11 protein-coding genes are annotated in these 16479 nt (G+C 46.5%); 8 read left to right on the forward strand and 3 right to left on the reverse strand.

The window, feature by feature from the left end; translation table 11 throughout:
• The first annotated feature begins 79 nt into the window (after positions 1 to 79).
• On the forward strand, positions 80 to 721 hold the full coding sequence (locus IEY13_RS03260; RefSeq protein ID WP_229687700.1) for a dioxygenase family protein: 642 nt from the start codon (positions 80 to 82) through the stop codon (positions 719 to 721).
• Here the strand turns inward: IEY13_RS03260 and IEY13_RS03265 are convergent.
• Positions 688 to 987, reverse strand: a complete 300-nt coding sequence (locus IEY13_RS03265; RefSeq protein ID WP_188950520.1) for a hypothetical protein — start codon at positions 985 to 987, stop codon at positions 688 to 690. The genes IEY13_RS03260 and IEY13_RS03265 overlap by 34 nt on opposite strands.
• 507 nt (positions 988 to 1494) lie before the next feature.
• Here IEY13_RS03265 and IEY13_RS03270 point away from each other — a divergent pair.
• Entirely contained in the window at positions 1495 to 3498 is a 2004-nt protein-coding gene (locus IEY13_RS03270) for a TlpA family protein disulfide reductase (RefSeq protein WP_188950521.1), read from the forward strand.
• Between the two features lie 76 nt (positions 3499 to 3574).
• Here IEY13_RS03270 and IEY13_RS03275 read toward each other — a convergent pair whose 3' ends face one another.
• Positions 3575 to 4465, reverse strand: a complete 891-nt coding sequence (locus IEY13_RS03275) for an AraC family transcriptional regulator (protein ID WP_188950522.1) — start codon at positions 4463 to 4465, stop codon at positions 3575 to 3577.
• A gap of 155 nt (positions 4466 to 4620) precedes the next feature.
• Here IEY13_RS03275 and IEY13_RS03280 point away from each other — a divergent pair, with 155 nt between their 5' ends.
• From IEY13_RS03280 to bioB, 4 genes are all read left to right on the forward strand, one after another.
• Positions 4621 to 5964, forward strand: a complete 1344-nt coding sequence (locus tag IEY13_RS03280; RefSeq protein WP_188950523.1) for a sugar porter family MFS transporter — start codon at positions 4621 to 4623, stop codon at positions 5962 to 5964.
• Positions 5965 to 6003: 39 nt separating this feature from the next.
• Entirely contained in the window at positions 6004 to 9360 is a 3357-nt protein-coding gene (locus IEY13_RS03285; protein ID WP_188950524.1) for a DUF5107 domain-containing protein, read from the forward strand.
• Positions 9361 to 9372: 12 nt separating this feature from the next.
• Positions 9373 to 12132 (forward strand): DUF8487 domain-containing protein, encoded by a 2760-nt coding sequence (locus IEY13_RS03290; protein ID WP_188950525.1) that lies wholly within the window; start codon positions 9373 to 9375, stop codon positions 12130 to 12132.
• A 138-nt stretch (positions 12133 to 12270) separates the two neighbouring features.
• Positions 12271 to 13242, forward strand: a complete 972-nt coding sequence (gene bioB / locus IEY13_RS03295; protein ID WP_188950526.1) for a biotin synthase BioB — start codon at positions 12271 to 12273, stop codon at positions 13240 to 13242.
• A gap of 13 nt (positions 13243 to 13255) precedes the next feature.
• Here bioB and IEY13_RS03300 read toward each other — a convergent pair whose 3' ends face one another.
• On the reverse strand, positions 13256 to 13606 hold the full coding sequence (locus IEY13_RS03300) for a winged helix-turn-helix transcriptional regulator (protein WP_188950527.1): 351 nt from the start codon (positions 13604 to 13606) through the stop codon (positions 13256 to 13258).
• Between the two features lie 100 nt (positions 13607 to 13706).
• Between IEY13_RS03300 and IEY13_RS03305 the strand changes: the two genes are divergently transcribed.
• Both IEY13_RS03305 and IEY13_RS03310 read left to right on the forward strand, forming a co-directional pair.
• Positions 13707 to 14405 (forward strand): nitroreductase family protein, encoded by a 699-nt coding sequence (locus IEY13_RS03305; protein ID WP_188950528.1) that lies wholly within the window; start codon positions 13707 to 13709, stop codon positions 14403 to 14405.
• A gap of 67 nt (positions 14406 to 14472) precedes the next feature.
• Entirely contained in the window at positions 14473 to 16443 is a 1971-nt protein-coding gene (locus IEY13_RS03310; protein WP_188950529.1) for a glycoside hydrolase family 97 protein, read from the forward strand.
• Positions 16444 to 16479 lie beyond the last annotated feature (36 nt).

The following is a 16479-nucleotide window of genomic DNA, read 5'->3' on the forward strand; positions in this document are numbered from 1 at the left end:
CACGGACTTATCCTGAAAATAACCCGTCATGAACCGGTGGTGAAAGATATTAAGAAAGCATTTTCTGAAAAATGGTCTGATGGGGCTGGGTTCTATAATAGCATTGCCTGTAGTTATTTCATCTTGTTCAAAGGATAATGATACGGCCGATGATGGCTCCGGCGGCAGTTGCCCTGTATCACCATCTGAAACCAAAGGCCCTTTTCCTATACACACTCCGGCGCAGTATGTAAGAGCAAGCATTATAGGTGACAGAACGGGTGTTGCGCTGTTGATGAACCTTACGGTGCTGGATCAGAGCAATGGCTGCACGCCGTTGCAGGATGTATATGTGGATGTATGGCAGTGCGATAAAGATGGGTTGTACTCGCAATATTCAACGCAAACCAGTGCTAATTATTTAAGGGGCAGGCAAACTACCAATGGCAACGGGCAGGTATCATTCATAAGTATATTTCCCGGATGGTACCCGGGAAGAGCACCGCACATTCATGTTGAAATATTAACAACAGGCGGCAGATCGCTATTGGTTACCCAGATTGCTTTTCCGGTTTCTACCTACACGGCTGTATATGCCACTACCGGTTATAACGGAGCACCGGATACCTCTAATACACAGGATAGTATTTTCTCAGACAGCTTAAGCAGAAATATGGCCGATTCGGTTACGGGTAATAACACCGATGGTTACACGTTAACCAAAACTATCATCGTAGCGTAAGTATATTTCCGGCTAAATATGCACTCTGGCGGCATTCCCCAGAGCTCTGGCGACAAATTCCTGAGCTCTGTCGGCCTTCCATAGAGCTCTCCGGGCATTCCGTAGAGCTCTTTGAACGTTCTGAAGAACTCTACGGGCATTCCATAGAGTTCTCTGGACATTCCAAAGAACTCTATGGACATTCCGTAGGGCTCTGGCGGCATTCCCCAGAGCTCTGACGGCCTTCCAAAGAGCCCTCTGGGCATTCCATAGGGCTCTGGCGGCATTCCCAGGAGCTCAGGAATTTGTCGCCAGAGCTCTGGGGAATGCCGCCAGAGTTGGGGCAGAAGATGCCAGAGCTTTCCGGAAAGCCCAATGTGTGCTATGAGATGTTGCGCAAGCTCTCTGTAAAAGTGCAACAGTTGCCCGGATTGCTGTCAGTGCCCGCCGGGCATTTTTATGTGCTGTGGCATCAGGTGCTACAGCTCTTCGATGGTTTCCTGCTGCTCACGCAAGGTTTGCCACAGCTCAGCCATGAGTTCATAGAGCCCGCTCATTACTCCACAAACTTTATACATCACCACTGAATTGTCTGAAATTTCAGGTTGAGGTTTTGGCAGATTTTGCAGAATTTAATCTTGTGCAGAGAAGCTTTTTTTAAAAAAGTTGCTTTTCCGTGGGGTAATATTTTCGCTTTTGGCATTCTTGTTAATATACAGGAGCAAACCAGTTCTGGTTTGCTCCTGACAGGAAAATCCGCCATAGATATACAGTGTATGATACATGTTTTTAAAATGAGAAAATGGGCTGGCTTGCTGATGTTGCTTTGTGTAGTAACAGTGGCAAAAGCACAATACCCCCAACTGCAGTTTACACCGGATAGAATAACCTCCGGAGAGAAGTTTTCGTTTACATACAATGCAGCCGGCACCCCGCTGGAAAATAAAGCGGATGTAAGCTGCGTATTGTATTACTATGACAATCAGGCCTTCCTGTGGCGTGGTGTGGATGTGCCGGTAACCAAAACGGCGGGTAATACCTGGGCGGGAGAATATACTACCCCTCCGCAAAGTGCATTTATCACCTTTAAGTTTGTATCGGGCGATTCGGTAGATAATAACAAAAATAGGTCGTACGGCTTCTTATTGCTGGATAGCCTGCGCAAGGGGCTGAATGCACCGGGCGCCATGGCTGCATGGGGGCTTTTACGGTCGCCGGGTTATGGAGCCACCATAGAGGGCTATCTGGATGGAAGTGAGGGTATTACCGATGAGGTAACCAACTATTGGCTGGATCTGGAATTGCACCACCCCGGTACCGGCAAAGGTAGCAGCGTGTTTGCGGTTCCGTTTGTTCAAAGTTTGTACAAGGCATATGGCGATGAAAAGCTGGACCGGATTCACAGAGCCATCGGGTATCTGGGAAGGAAAGACGCCCCCCTGAGCGATTGGGAACGTGCCTGGTATATTGCTGCACGGGTAATTAAGGATAATAAGCTGGCAGATTCTCTGGCAAAACAGATACAGCAACGGACACCGGTAAATGCAATAACGAAGCTGGCGGACTATAATAGCTTTCTGAACCAGCGGCAGATGGATTCGTCTACCATAAAGGCAACTGCCTTTCTGGAAAAATACCCGTATGCAGATAGCAGCGTTTGGTTTGATGAACTGAACCGTATTGAATACAACAGGGTTTATTTAGCAGCATTGCTGGGTAAAATTGCAAAGAATGATTTTTCTGCCATTGACCGGTATCTGAACCAATTGCCATTTGTTGCTGCTATTACCGTTTACTATAAAACTATTGACGTAACGCACAGCAGGAAAATGATGAGCGATAGTTTTCTGTACAATTACTCGCTGAAACTGATACAATTTGTAGAGCATCTGAAAGAGAACCAGCCGCGGGAATATGCTTATATGCCACCATCTGAGTGGCAGAAAAAAGCAGAGGAGGCATTGTATGCAGGCATTGGATGGCCTATGTATGCAACACATGCGGAAATATGCAACGCTATAGGGCGTTACGAAGAGGCTTTGCAGTATGCAGAAAAGGTACAGCAGTATAAGCAATTTACGCAGGCTCAGCTGAATGATATTCAGGTAGAAGCGTTAAGTAAAACCGGACGGGAAAAGGAATTGAAAGAGGTGTTGCTGAAAAGCATTTATGAAAACCAGGCATCAGTTACCATGCTGGAAATGCTGAAAAAAGATTACCGTAAAGAGTATGGTTCTGATAAAGGATTTGAGCAGTATCTGCAATCTTTAAAAAATGCTGCTGCCGCTAAAAGCAATGCTGCACCTAAAGAGATGATGAACAAACCCATGCCGGATTTTGTGATGAAAGATGCCAATGGCAAAAAGGTAAGTTTGTCTTCGCTGAAAGGTAAAGTAGTAATACTCGATTTCTGGGCACAGTGGTGTATACCTTGTAAAGCTTCTTTCCCTGGTATGAAGCTGGCTGTTGATAAATATAAGAACGACAAGGATGTGGTTTTTTATTTTGTGGATACAGAGGAAGATATGGCTTCTGATTACAGAAAGGCAAATATTAAATACCTGAAAGAGCATGGCTTTAACTTTAACCTGTTGTTTGATAATCCTATAGAAGGCAGTAAGAAAACAGGTGATGTGTTTGAGCGGGTATGTAAAGTGTTTACCATTTCCGGCATTCCGCAAAAGGTGTTGATTGATAAGAAGGGTAATGTACGTTTTATAACCGTTGGCTTTAAAGGAAGCGCCAGTGCGTTAGCGGATGAGTTGACGGAAGTAATTGAGTTAATGAAGACGTTGTAAGTAGCCCCGTTTCTCTCATGTATAATGGCTGCCTGGATTATTCCGGGCGGCTTTTTTTTGCTGGTACCGGTTACACTTAGTTTGCCTTGCTCCTGAATTGTTTAGGTGAAACGCCCATGATTTTCTTGAACACTCTGGAAAAATGATACTGATCTTCATAACCCAGCATATGTGAAACGGTTTTAATGTTGTTTTCGCTTTCCTGCAGCAGGCGGCCAGCCTTCTGAATTTTAAGAGACGTAAATAAGCTGATGGGGGAATATTTGGTTGTCTGGCGGAATAAGGCGGATAAATGAGAAGGGGAGATGTTAACGGATTGAGCCAGTTCTTCCAGCGTAAGGTTCTTATCCAGATTATTCTTCATGTAATCAATAGCGGCTTGTATCGGGTTGTTTTTGGTATCGTGCGCTTTCAGCTGAATTTGTTTGAAGGAAGTAAGGAAGGCGTAGAGGTTGCAGTTGGCATAAATAATATTTTCTACGTGATTCATAAACTCCAGGTGATGCAGCATATCATCAAAAATCATCTGGCGCATGGGGGAGGGCGTTACCGCCCATGGGCCGTTTTGTTTCCGGGTATTTAAAAACCGGAAAATAGTATCTGCTTCTTCCCCGGTAAAATGTACCCAGTAAATACTCCATGGCGTTTCTTCATTGGCCCCGTATTCATGCGTCTGGCCTGCAGGCAGTATAAAGTACTGGTTGGCCTCTACGGCAAACAGTTGCCCTTTCAGCTTATACCAGCCCGATCCTTTTATACAATAAATAAGTACGTACTGGGCGCAGCCCAGTGGCCGCTCCCGGCTATGTTGCTTTGCGTGCGGATAAAATCCGATATCGGTTATATACAGCTGCCTGGATAGCGGATGCGTGGCGCAGAATCTGCGCCTGGCTTCCGGTAATATGCAGGACACCTGGCCTTTAAACCCGTCGGCAAGCTTTTGTGCGGGCTCTGTTTCGTTAGGCATAAAATCCATTATTTTAAATCGTAAATGTAAGTTAGTGCAGATTTAGTAATGCTGCAAGGTGAATGGCGGTAATAATTATATCCATCTTTTTCTGCTTTTCTGCTATTTTTTTCCTGCCGTGAATACTGAATCTTTGCGTTCATAAGCGTTGCCGTATGCAGAATGTATCTTCTGGTTTTAATACCCGTTTTATTCTCCGGGTATCTTTTATTTCAGCCCTGGGTGGCTATTTATTCGGATTTGACTTTGCCGTAATTGCCGGTGCCCTGCCTTTTTTAAAAGCCAGCTTTTCGTTTAATGAATACTGGGAGGGGTTTGCTACCGCCTCACTGGCGCTGGGCTGTATGGTGGGATGTGTGTTTGCAGGCAGGCTGGCAGATCAATATGGGCGCAGACCAGCCTTAATGCTGGCAGCAGCTATTTTCCTGCTCAGTTCGCTGGTAATGGCCTTTGCAGGCGGTAAGCTGTTTTTTGTTTGCTGCCGTTTGGTGGCAGGTATAGGGGTAGGCATGGCTTCTACCTTATCACCCTTATACATTGCAGAAATTGCACCGGCCGAAAGCAGGGGCAGAATGGTGGCTATTAACCAGCTTACCATTGTGCTGGGCATTCTTGTTACCAATATTGTTAACTACCTGCTGCGCAACTCGGGCGATGATGCCTGGCGATGGATGGTGGGTTTAGGGGCAGTACCCTCGGCTTTTTTTCTGGCAGGTGTATACTGGTTGCCGGAAAGCCCCCGCTGGTTGTTAAAGGCAGGGGAGAAAGAAAAAGCCCTGAAAGTACTGGTGCGTTTGGGCGGATCGGACTATGCCAACGAGGTGGTAGCAAAATCCAACGCCAGAAAAACACAGGAAGTCAAGAGTAGCTACAAAGCTGTGTTTTCAAAAGCTGTTTTACCGGCTTTACTGGTAGGCATGACACTGGCGGTTTTTCAGCAACTGTGTGGTATTAACGTAGTATTCAATTTTGCCACTACCATATTTGAAAGCGTAGGGTTTAGCCAGGATGATCAGTTAAAGCAAACCATTTTTATTGGTGTGGTAAACCTGGTATTTACGGTGCTGGCTATGTGGCAGGTAGATAAAGCGGGCCGCAAACCTTTAATGTTGTTAGGGGCAGGCGGGCTGGCAGTGTTATACATTATCAGCGCTGTGTTGCTGCAACAAAAGTCTGGCCTGGCTGCCTGGACCTTACTGGCCAGTATTGGGGTATATGCCATGTCCCTGGCACCGGTAACCTGGGTGTTGATTGCAGAAATATTCCCCATGAGTGTACGCGGAGCTGCCGTATCTGTTTCTGTGCTTGCCTTGTGGCTGGCCTACGCCATTCTGGTATTTACCTTTCCTATTCTGGCAAGCCGCCTGGGTACGTATACTCCTTTTTACATCTACGCAGGTATTTGTGTGGCCGGTTTCTTCTTCATTTATAAAAAGGTGCGGGAAACCAACGGCACTTCTCTGGACGATATAGAAGAGGCTGCTGTGCCTGCTCACTAACCCATAGCAAGTATTTGCATCATCAGAAAATAAACAGTAATGCAGGTTAAAGCATGGAAAGAAAATATAGTGATTCCAACCTATAAGGTGGGTACGCCTGATATTAACCCGATGTTTCTGGAAAAGCGGGTATACCAGGGCAGCAGTGGAGTGGTATATCCACACCCTGTGATTGATAAGGTGTATGATGAAAAAGAAGATAAAGAGTGGATAGCGCTTTATCTGGAAAACGATTATATCAGGGTGATGATTCTGCCTGAACTGGGCGGGCGTATTCAGATGGCCTATGACAAAACAAACGATTATCATTTTGTATATCATAACAGTGTTATAAAGCCGGCGCTGGTGGGTCTGGCCGGTCCGTGGATAAGCGGCGGTATTGAGTTTAACTGGCCGCAGCACCATCGTCCTTCCACTTTCGGCCCTACGGATTTCAGTGTAGAGGAAAATGAAGATGGCAGTAAAACCGTATGGGTGAATGAATACGAGGTAATGTTCAGAACAAGATGTTCGCTGGGCTTTACCCTGTATCCTGACAAAGCGTATATTGAATTACATGCGAAGCTGTATAACAGAACAGCGTTTCCGCAAACATTTTTATGGTGGGCAAACCCTGCTGTAGCGGTAGATGAGCATTATCAGAGTGTTTTTCCGCCAGACGTGCATGCGGTGTACGATCATGGTAAAAGAGATGTAAGTTCTTTCCCTATAGCCACCGGTACCTATTATAAGGTGGACTACTCCCCGGGTACTGATATTTCTGTATACACCAATATTCCGGTGCCTACTTCCTATATGGCAGTAAACAGTGCTTATAATTTTGTTGGCGGCTACCATCATAAAAAGAAGGCGGGTTTGATGCACATTGCAGATCATCATGTAAGTCCGGGTAAAAAGCAATGGACCTGGGGCTGCGGTGAATTTGGAAAAGCGTGGGACAGACAGCTGACAGATTCGGATGGGCCTTATTTTGAGTTGATGTGTGGGGTGTACACCGATAACCAGCCTGATTTCAGCTGGATTATGCCGAACGAAGTAAGAGAGTTTAAGCAGTATTTCATGCCTTACAAAGATATTGGCTATGTAAAAAATGCTTCAACAGAGGTAATGGTGAATCTGGATATAGCAGATGGCAACGCAGCCATTGGGGTATATGTTACCGGCGAACGCGAAGTCCTTGTAAGCCTTACCAATGGTAACAATGTTGTTTTCAGTGAAAAGATGACACTGACCCCGCGTGCGGGTTATCAGCAAACGGTGGCGTTACCCAAAACGGCTTCAGCAGAGGCGGTGTATTCCATAACCGTATATGATGTAAACGGAGAGGTGCTGCTGGCTTATACGCCTGAAAAGAGTGAAGAGAAAGCATTGCCCGATCCTGCAAAGCCTATTGGATTGCCTGCGGAAATAGATACGCAGGAAGCATTATACCTGGCCGGACTGCATTTGGAACAATACCGGCATGCTACTTACCGGCCCGAAGATTATTACCTGGAGGCACTGCGCAGAGATGCTACAGATATCCGCGCCAATAATGCCATGGGCTTGTTGTGTATGCGAACCGGCGATTTTGAAAGCAGTGAGCGTTATTGCAGAACTGCTGTGGAAAAAATGAACAGGCACAACCCTAACCCTTACGACAGTGAGCCTTTGTACAACCTGGGCCTGGCGTTATGTTACCAGCGTAAGTTTGATGAGGCATTCCCTTACCTGTTTAAAGCTACCTGGACGGCCGCTTTACAGGACAAGGCTTATCTGGAGCTGGCAGCTATTGAAGCCATGCGTAAAAACTGGACTTCTGCCGGTCAGCTTATTAACAAGTCGCTGGCACGTAACCAGCACAGCCCGCAGGGGAAACACCTGAAAACGATTATTCTGCGTAATCAGGGCAAGGTGCAGGAAGCGCTGGAGCATAGCAGAAATGCCATTGCTTACGACGCTTTTGACTTTGGTAACCACTTTGAATTGTATTTGCTGCTGGTACGTACCGGCCACGAACAGCAGGCTGCTTTACTATTACAGGAGCTAAACGCGCTGATTAACGGCCGTGAGCATACCTATATTGAAATTGCTATTGATTATGCAAAGGCAGGGCAGTATGCCGCCGCCGTAAGCTTACTTTCAGCAGCGGTGGAAGCAGGTGTAAGCGGCGTATTACTGCGTTATTACCTGGGCAGCTACAGTCTGTTACAACAGGATAAGGACATGGCATTGCACCATTGGAAGGTTGCCTTTGAACTATCGCCCGACCGTGTTTTCCCCAACAGGCTGGAAGATCTGGAAGTGCTGCATCAGGCATTGCAATATCATCCTCATGATTATAAAGCACACTATTACCTGGGTAACTTTTACTATGCCAAAAGGCGGTATGAAAAAGCCAGGGAACATTGGGAGGCAAGCGTGCAGCAGAACGACAGCTTTGCTACCGTATTACGCAACCTGGGCATTGCTTACTTTAACAAGTTTGATAAAAAAGCAGAAGCGCTGGATTTGTTTGAACGTGCTTACCAGGCTGACCCTACCGATGCGCGGGTTTTATACGAGCTGGATCAGTTACACAAGCTGATGCTTACCGCACCAGATGTTCGTTTGGCTAAACTGGACGGAAAAGAGACGCTGGTAAAAGAGCGGGACGATTTGTATATTGAATATGTAACACTGCATACCCTTACGGGGCAGGCACCCAAAGCGTTATCGCTTTTACAGAACAGGAGTTTTCATCCGTGGGAAGGTGGTGAGGGTAAAACCTCCGGCCAGCATATTGCCATACATATTCAGCTGGCGCTGGCTGCTATGCACAACAAAGAATATCAGAAAGCCATTGCATTACTACAGGCAGCTGAAGTATATCCTGAAAACCTGGGTGAAGGAAAATTGTTTGGCGCTCAGGAAAATGATATTCATTACTGGCTGGGTTGTGTGTATGAGCTGACTGGCGATGGGCAACAAGCCGCGGCTTATTGGGAAAAGGCAGCGGTTGGATTAAGTGAGCCGGGACAGGCCATTTTTTACAACGATCAGCAGCCCGATAAAATATTTTACCAGGGACTTGCTTTGCTGAAACTGAACCGCCCCGCAGAAGCGGATGAAAGATTTGCCCGTTTAATTGAATACGGAGAAGCGAATCAGGATCAGATCATCCGTATGGATTTCTTTGCAGTATCGCACCCCGATCTGATGATTTTTGATGATGATTTAACCCGCCATAATATTATCCATTGCCTGTATTTACAGGCGTTGGGCTGGTTAGGACGGAAGCAGTTTGAAAAGGCAGGCATTTTTCTGGAAAAAGGTTTACAAAGAAATCCGTCGCATTCCGGCTTACATATACATCAGTCACTGCTGCAACAATGGTTAAAGCAGGCAGATAGCATTCATTTCAATACAATTGCATAAATACGGATACCCATGAAACATTTGTTGCAATGGACGGCGGGAAAGCGAATGGTTGTGTGTGCTTTATTACTGGTACTAGCCGGAAGCCTGCATGCGCAACGACTATTGCTGAACGGTAACTGGAACGTAAAACTGGAAACAGGTCAGCAGACGCCGCAGATCATTCAACTGCCGGGTACGCTGGATGATGCGGGAATAGGCGAGCCGGTTACCGGAACGCCGCGTGTGGATATTGCTACAATGGCGCATCTTACCCGTAAGTTTAACTATGTGGGTAAAGCTTATTATACCCGTACAGTAAAGGTGCCGGCTAACTGGAAAGGAAAGCGCCTGGTATTAACACTGGGAAGGGTGTTGTGGAAGTCGCAGCTTTGTATTGATGGCGTATGGCTGAACGGCAGTGAAGAAAGCCTGGTGGTAAGCCATAGCTATCATGTTACCGGTAAGCTGTTACCGGGTAAAACGCATACCATAACGGTGATGGTAGACAACAGCAGCTTGTGCCCCGGTATTAATATTTATGAGCGCAAGTACCCGAATAAAGACAGTTATGAAATGGTACATGCCTATACCAACCATACACAGGTAAAATGGAATGGCATATTGGGTGATATTCAGTTGCAGGCAACACCGCTTAGCTTTATTGAGCAGGTAGATGTACAGCCGCTGGTAAAAGAACAGAAGCTTGCGGTGCAGTATACTATTCAACAGCAGGGCAAAGCTGCCGGTAAGTTTTTCAGCTATGTAACAGATATAAAAACCGGCCGCAGGTGGAAGCATACTGTTTCCGGTACTGCTAAAAACGGAAAGCTGGAAGTACGTTTGAATTTTGACAAGGAAGCAAAGCCCTGGAATGAATTTACGCCACAGTTATACCAACTGGTATCTGTACTGGTTTATGGCAATAGCCGTGATACGGTAGTTACCCCCTTCGGTATCCGCGACTTAGCGGTAAAAGACCGTAACCTGTATCTGAACAATCAGCGGGTGTTTATGCGGGGCAACCTGGAATGTGTCATTTTCCCACTTACCGGTTATCCGCCTATGGATAAGCAAACCTGGGTGAATTTATATGCAAAGGCAAAATCGTTTGGTTTAAATAGTTTCCGTTTTCACAGCTGGTGCCCACCACAGGCAGCCTTTGAGGCGGCTGATGAAGCAGGCTTTTACCTGCAGGTAGAGTTGCCGCACTGGAATTTAAAAGTGGGTGCCGATACCGCTGCGTTTGCTTACCTGCGCCGGGAAGCATATCGTATACTGGCGCAGTATGGTAATCATCCTTCGTTTATGTTCTTTTCTATGGGTAACGAACTCGAAGGTAATTTTGCCTTATTAAACAACCTGGTGCATGAACTGAAAGCAGTTGACAAACGTCATTTATATACAACTACCACTTTCAGCTTTCAGAAAAATGTTTCGGGCATAGTACAGCCGGAAGATGATTTTCTGGTTACCCAGTGGACAAAGGACGGATGGGTGAGAGGTCAGGGTGTGTTTAATGATAAAGCCCCTGATTTTTCAAAGGATTACAGTGCCGCCGCAGGCAATATAGCTGTGCCGTTAATCAGTCATGAAATAGGGCAGTACTCTGTATACCCTGATGTAGCTGAAATAGCTGCCTATACCGGTAATCTGGTGCCCAATAACTTGATAGCCGTAAAAAATGATCTGGAAAAGAAGGGCCGCTTATGGCTGGCACCTGCCTACCTGAATGCCTCCGGAAAGCTGGCTACCTTGTTATATAAAGAGGAAATAGAAAGGGCTTTAAAAACAAAAGAGTTTGATGGCCTGCAGTTGTTGCAGCTACAGGATTTTCCCGGGCAGGGTACTGCTTTAGTGGGCGTGCTGAATGCCTTCTGGGCTTCTAAAGGATTTGTAACAGCCGAACAGTTCCGCAGCTTTAACAGCGAACTGGTACCATTGATCCGCTTTGCCAGAGCCACCTGGCTGAATAATGAACATTTTACGGCATCTGTTGAGCTGGCTAACTTTTATAGTCCTTTACAGCAGGCTGTGGTAAACTGGAACGTGCGCACAGAAGCGGGCAAAACCATAAGCGCAGGCACGTTTGATAAAAAAGATTATGGTGTTGGTAACCGCCTGGAGGTAGGGCAGATGGATGTGGCCCTGCAAAATATAACCACTGCCACCCGGCTGATAGTGGAGGTAGGCGTTACAGGTACCCAATACCGCAACCAATGGAGTATATGGGTATATCCTGCTGCTGAGGAAGCTACAGCAGACAGCATAGTGATAACGCAATCCTTTGCCGCAGCGGAAAATGCATTGATGGAAGGGAAGACGGTACTGCTGTCTCCCGCTGTTGCAGATATAAAAGGTACAGAAGGGCGCTTTACGCCTGTGTTCTGGAGCCCGGTGCATTTTCCTGACCAGCCCGGTACTATGGGGCAACTGATAAAAGCTGCGCACCCTGCGTTGAAAGCATTCCCTACCAAGGAGCATACGGACTGGCAATGGTGGGATCTGATTAAAAAGAGCAAAACGCCGGAAGTGGATAGCCTGCCGGATGAAGCAGTGATTATACGCGTGATAGATAATTTTGTAACCAACAGAAACCTGTGTGCTTTGTGGGAAGTGAAAGTGGGTAAGGGTAAGTTATTGTTCTCCGGTATGGATGTACTTACTGACAGGGCCAACAGACCTGCTGCCCGGCAATTGTACAACAGTTTGCTGGCGTATATGAAAGGGCCGCAGTTTAACCCGCAGGTAGCTGTGCCGTTTGCGTGGGTGAAAGGTGTGACTGCAAAGTAGTTGGGGATAACCATACGGGGCCGGACTAGTTCCCATCTTACTACCGGTACCCCGGCCTGGTATATCCAATCTATACTTTTGCGCAACAAGCTAACCAATTGGCGCGCGCATTGGCCAGGCGTTTAAAAGTATAGATGCATGAAATTTTCTACAGAAGCATTACGTCACGACTGGACGAAAGAAGAAGTATTGTCTATTTACCATCTTCCGTTGATGGAACTGGTGTATAAAGCTGCAACGGTACACCGCGAATGGCATGCACCGGATGAGGTGCAGATAGCTACGTTGTTATCGGTTAAAACCGGTGGTTGCCCGGAAGACTGCTCTTATTGTGGCCAGGCGGCACGTTACCATGCCGATATAAAAGTACAGGCATTGCTTCCGGTTAATACCGTACTGTCGCATGCCCAAAAAGCAAAGGAACGTGGATCAACCCGTTTTTGCATGGCTGCGGCCTGGCGTGAGGTACGCGATAACCGCGATTTTGACCGCATTATTGAAATGGTAAAAGGGGTAAACGAAATGGGCCTGGAAGTATGTTGCACATTAGGCATGCTTACAGAAAGCCAGGCGGTAAGGTTACAGGAGGCGGGCCTGTATGCCTACAACCATAACCTGGATACATCGGAGGAATACTACGACAAAATTATTACTACGCGGCAGTTTGATAACCGTATTAACACCATCAACAACGTGCGAAAAGCAGGTATTACGGTATGTTCAGGCGGCATTATAGGGCTGGGGGAAACGGTGGAGGACAGAGTGGGTATGTTGCGAACCCTTGCGAATATGGAAACCCATCCGGAATCGGTACCGGTGAATGCGCTGGCGCGTGTAAAAGGTACGCCGCTGGAGAACAACGCAAAGGTGGATGCCTGGGATATGGTGCGTATAATTGCTACGGCCCGTATTATGATGCCTGCTTCTATGGTGCGGTTGAGCGCGGGCCGCATTGAGATGACTGAGGCAGAACAGGCATGGTGTTTTATGGCGGGTGCTAATTCAATATTTACGAGTGATGCGGAGAAGTTGCTGGTAACGCCCAACCCAGGTGTTGCTGATGATATGAGCATGTTGCACAACCTGGGCTTGAAGCCGAAAGCAGTATAGCCTGTAACTGGTTTCAGTTGGTTTTTCTGCTCAGAATCCGTTCCCTATGTAAGAACCCCCATTGGGCTATTACATCTGTAAGCTCTTTTAGGGTTACGCCGTAATCCGTTATTTCGTAGGATACAGTTACGGGCTGTGTGTCCTGCACGTTTCGTTGCACCAGCTGGTTTATTTCCAGATCTTTCAGTTCCCGGCTCAGCACCTTGCCCGATATACCTTTTACTTCCCGTAACAATTCGGAATAACGCATGCTTTTATAGCATAAACAGGCAATGATAGAGACTTTCCATTTGCCATTCAGCACATCCATGGCATCGTGTATGGCCAGTATTTTTTTGCCGCAGTCCGGATACTTTCGTTTCATATTCATCAGTTAGTTACCTGAATGTCACTATTACTTTTTGTCACCAAGTTACGCTTTAAAAGCGGTGCCGCTACCTTCGTTTTCATAAATAGAAACTACTATGAGTTTATTAGAAGATTTACACTGGCGATATGCCACCAAGAAGATGAATGGCGAAAAAGTACCGCAGGAGAAAGTGGATTATATTTTACGTGCCGCGCAAATGGCGCCCTCTTCATCGGGCCTGCAGCAGTATAAGATTATTGTAATTACCGATAAAGCCCTGCTGGAAAAAATAAAGAGCATCTCGTATAATCAAAGCCAGATAACAGATTGCTCGCATTTGCTGGTGTTTGCTGCCTGGGATGGGTATAGTGAGGAGCGAATCAGCGGGGTATTTAACTATATGATGGATGAGCGGGGCTTACCGCACAGTACCATGGATGATTACAAAAACACCATACTTACGTTGTATGCTACGCTGGGTAAAGACTGGGAGGCGCACCATGCTGCCAAACAGAGTTATATTTCCTTTGCCATGGCTATTGCTGCTGCGGCAGAACAAAAAGTAGATGCAACGCCTATAGAGGGCTTTTTGCCTGATAAGCTGGATGAGTTGCTGAAGCTGAAAGGCAGTGGATATAAGAGTACGGTTTTACTGCCTTTAGGGTACAGAGATGAGGCGAACGACTGGTTGGTAAATATGAAAAAAGTACGTACACCCCAGGCTGATTTTATTACAGAGATGACGCTGGCAGATGCCGCTGATGTGGAGGAAATGCCGGTGATGCCCAGTCTGGGATCTTTTACCCGCAAATAAATGTATATTTGACATTAGCGGCATAAACAGAGGGTCCTGCTTATGCCGCTAATCAAATAACGCCCACATGAAAAAAGTAGTTTTCTTTTCGATGCTTGCCCTTACCGCACAGGCGGTTTACGCGCAATTGCCATCTTCCAAAGCCCTTATCAGTAGTCCGGACAGTAAACTTCAGGTAGCTGTGTTTCAGAATGAGGCGGGAAGTGTACTGTATGAAGTGAGTTACAAAGGAAAAGCAATTCTGGAGCAGTCGCCCCTGGGTTTAACAACCAACATCAGCGATTTTAGCAAAAGTTTAAAGCTTACCGGTCAAAAGACTGCTGTAATTCAGGAGCAATACACGGCCAACCGTATTAAGAAAAGTCAGGTGAGTTACCATGCCAATGAACTGGTATTGACGTACGAAACGCCTGGCAAACAGAAGCTGGATATTACCTTTCGGGTGAGCAACAACGATATCGCGTTCCGGTACAGTCTGCCTCAGGTAGGTGAAACTGCCCGTTGTGTAATTGAGAAAGAACAAACGGGTTTTGATTTTCCCAGGTTTACTACCACTTTTTTAACGCCACAGGCTACACCGCTGATTGGCTGGAAACAAACCAAGCCCAGTTACGAAGAAGAATACGCGCCTGATGAACCCATAGGCACCCCTTCCAAATACAAAGTAGGCTATACTTTTCCGGGTCTGTTTCATGTAGGCGACAATGGCTGGGCACTGGTATCAGAAACCGGTGTAAGCAGCCTGTACTGCGGTTCTAAATTAAGTGAGGGTACTTCGGACGGTTTATACACCATTGCTTTTCCCGAGCCGGGAGAAAACAATGGCCTCGGCAGTGCAAAGCCGGGTATTGCCTTGCCTGGTGAAACGCCCTGGCGTACCATTACAGTAGGCGAAAATCTGAAGCCTATTGTAGAAACTACCGTGCCTTTTGATGTAGTGAAGCCATTGTATGAGCCTTCTAAGGAATATTCATTCGGCAGGGCCACCTGGAGCTGGCTGGAATGGCAGGATGAAAGTATTAACTACGAAGACCAGAAAACCTTTGTAGACCTGTCTGCAGCACTGGGGTATGAATTTGTGCTGGTAGACAACTGGTGGGATACGCGTATTGGCCACGATAAAATAAAAGACCTGGTGGCTTATGCCCAATCGAAGAATGTAGGCATCTGTTTATGGTATAATTCAAACGGATACTGGAATGATGCACCACAAGGCCCCAAAAACAAAATGAACACTTCCTTTGAAAGGAAGAAAGAAATGGCGTGGATGAAGAGCCTTGGCATTAAAGGTATTAAAGTGGATTTCTTTGCCGGTGATAAGCAGGAAACCATGAAGCTGTATGAAGATATACTCAGTGATGCCAACGGCTATGGCCTGGCGGTAATTTTTCATGGCTGTACCTTGCCAAGAGGCTGGGAGCGCATGTATCCCAACTTTGTGGCCAGTGAAGCAGTACTGGCTTCTGAAAACCTGATTTTTACACAACAGGCAAACGATAAAGAGGCCTATAACGCTGCACTGCATCCATTTATCCGTAACAGCGTAGCCTCTATGGATTTTGGTCCGGTGCTGCTGAACAAGCGCCACAACAAAAAGAACGATGGCGGACGCATCCGTAAAACAACCGATATTTTCCAGCTGGCTACAGCAGTGCTGTTTCAATCGCCCATACAAAACTTTGGGGTTACGCCTAACAACCTGAAGGAGTTTCCGGAGTATGTAATCAACTTTTTAAAAGACGTGCCTACGGTATGGGATGAAACGGTGTTTATAGATGGTTATCCTGGCAAATACTGCGTATTGGCAAGACGTTCTAAAGACAACTGGTATGTTACCGGTATTAATGCAGAAAAGCAGGCTAAGAAACTAACCCTGTCTCTGCCCATGCTGGCCGGTAAAAACCTGGTGCAGTATGCTGATAAAGAAAACCGTGAGTCGCAATTACAGCAGGTAAGTCTGAATAAGAAAGGAGAAATCAATGTGGTGATGCAGCCGGATGGCGCCATCATTATTACCAATGCAACGGGCAGCCGTTAATAGAGGGTGTGCAGCGTAACGGTTAAGCAATTACGC

Origin of the sequence: Filimonas zeae, assembly GCF_014641615.1 — a bacterium.
Taxonomy (GTDB): domain Bacteria; phylum Bacteroidota; class Bacteroidia; order Chitinophagales; family Chitinophagaceae; genus Filimonas; species Filimonas zeae.

Excerpts from the sequence above, each read along its gene's own strand:
- IEY13_RS03260 (WP_229687700.1), top strand. The coding sequence starts at position 80 with ATGGGGCTGGGTTCTATAATAGCATTGCCTGTAGTTATTTCATCTTGT.
- IEY13_RS03265 (WP_188950520.1), bottom strand. The coding sequence starts at position 987 with ATGCCGCCAGAGCCCTATGGAATGCCCAGAGGGCTCTTTGGAAGGCCG.
- IEY13_RS03270 (WP_188950521.1), top strand. The coding sequence starts at position 1,495 with ATGAGAAAATGGGCTGGCTTGCTGATGTTGCTTTGTGTAGTAACAGTG.
- IEY13_RS03275 (WP_188950522.1), bottom strand. The coding sequence starts at position 4,465 with ATGCCTAACGAAACAGAGCCCGCACAAAAGCTTGCCGACGGGTTTAAA.
- IEY13_RS03280 (WP_188950523.1), top strand. The coding sequence starts at position 4,621 with ATGCAGAATGTATCTTCTGGTTTTAATACCCGTTTTATTCTCCGGGTA.
- IEY13_RS03285 (WP_188950524.1), top strand. The coding sequence starts at position 6,004 with ATGCAGGTTAAAGCATGGAAAGAAAATATAGTGATTCCAACCTATAAG.
- IEY13_RS03290 (WP_188950525.1), top strand. The coding sequence starts at position 9,373 with ATGAAACATTTGTTGCAATGGACGGCGGGAAAGCGAATGGTTGTGTGT.
- bioB (WP_188950526.1), top strand. The coding sequence starts at position 12,271 with ATGAAATTTTCTACAGAAGCATTACGTCACGACTGGACGAAAGAAGAA.
- IEY13_RS03300 (WP_188950527.1), bottom strand. The coding sequence starts at position 13,606 with ATGAAACGAAAGTATCCGGACTGCGGCAAAAAAATACTGGCCATACAC.
- IEY13_RS03305 (WP_188950528.1), top strand. The coding sequence starts at position 13,707 with ATGAGTTTATTAGAAGATTTACACTGGCGATATGCCACCAAGAAGATG.
- IEY13_RS03310 (WP_188950529.1), top strand. The coding sequence starts at position 14,473 with ATGAAAAAAGTAGTTTTCTTTTCGATGCTTGCCCTTACCGCACAGGCG.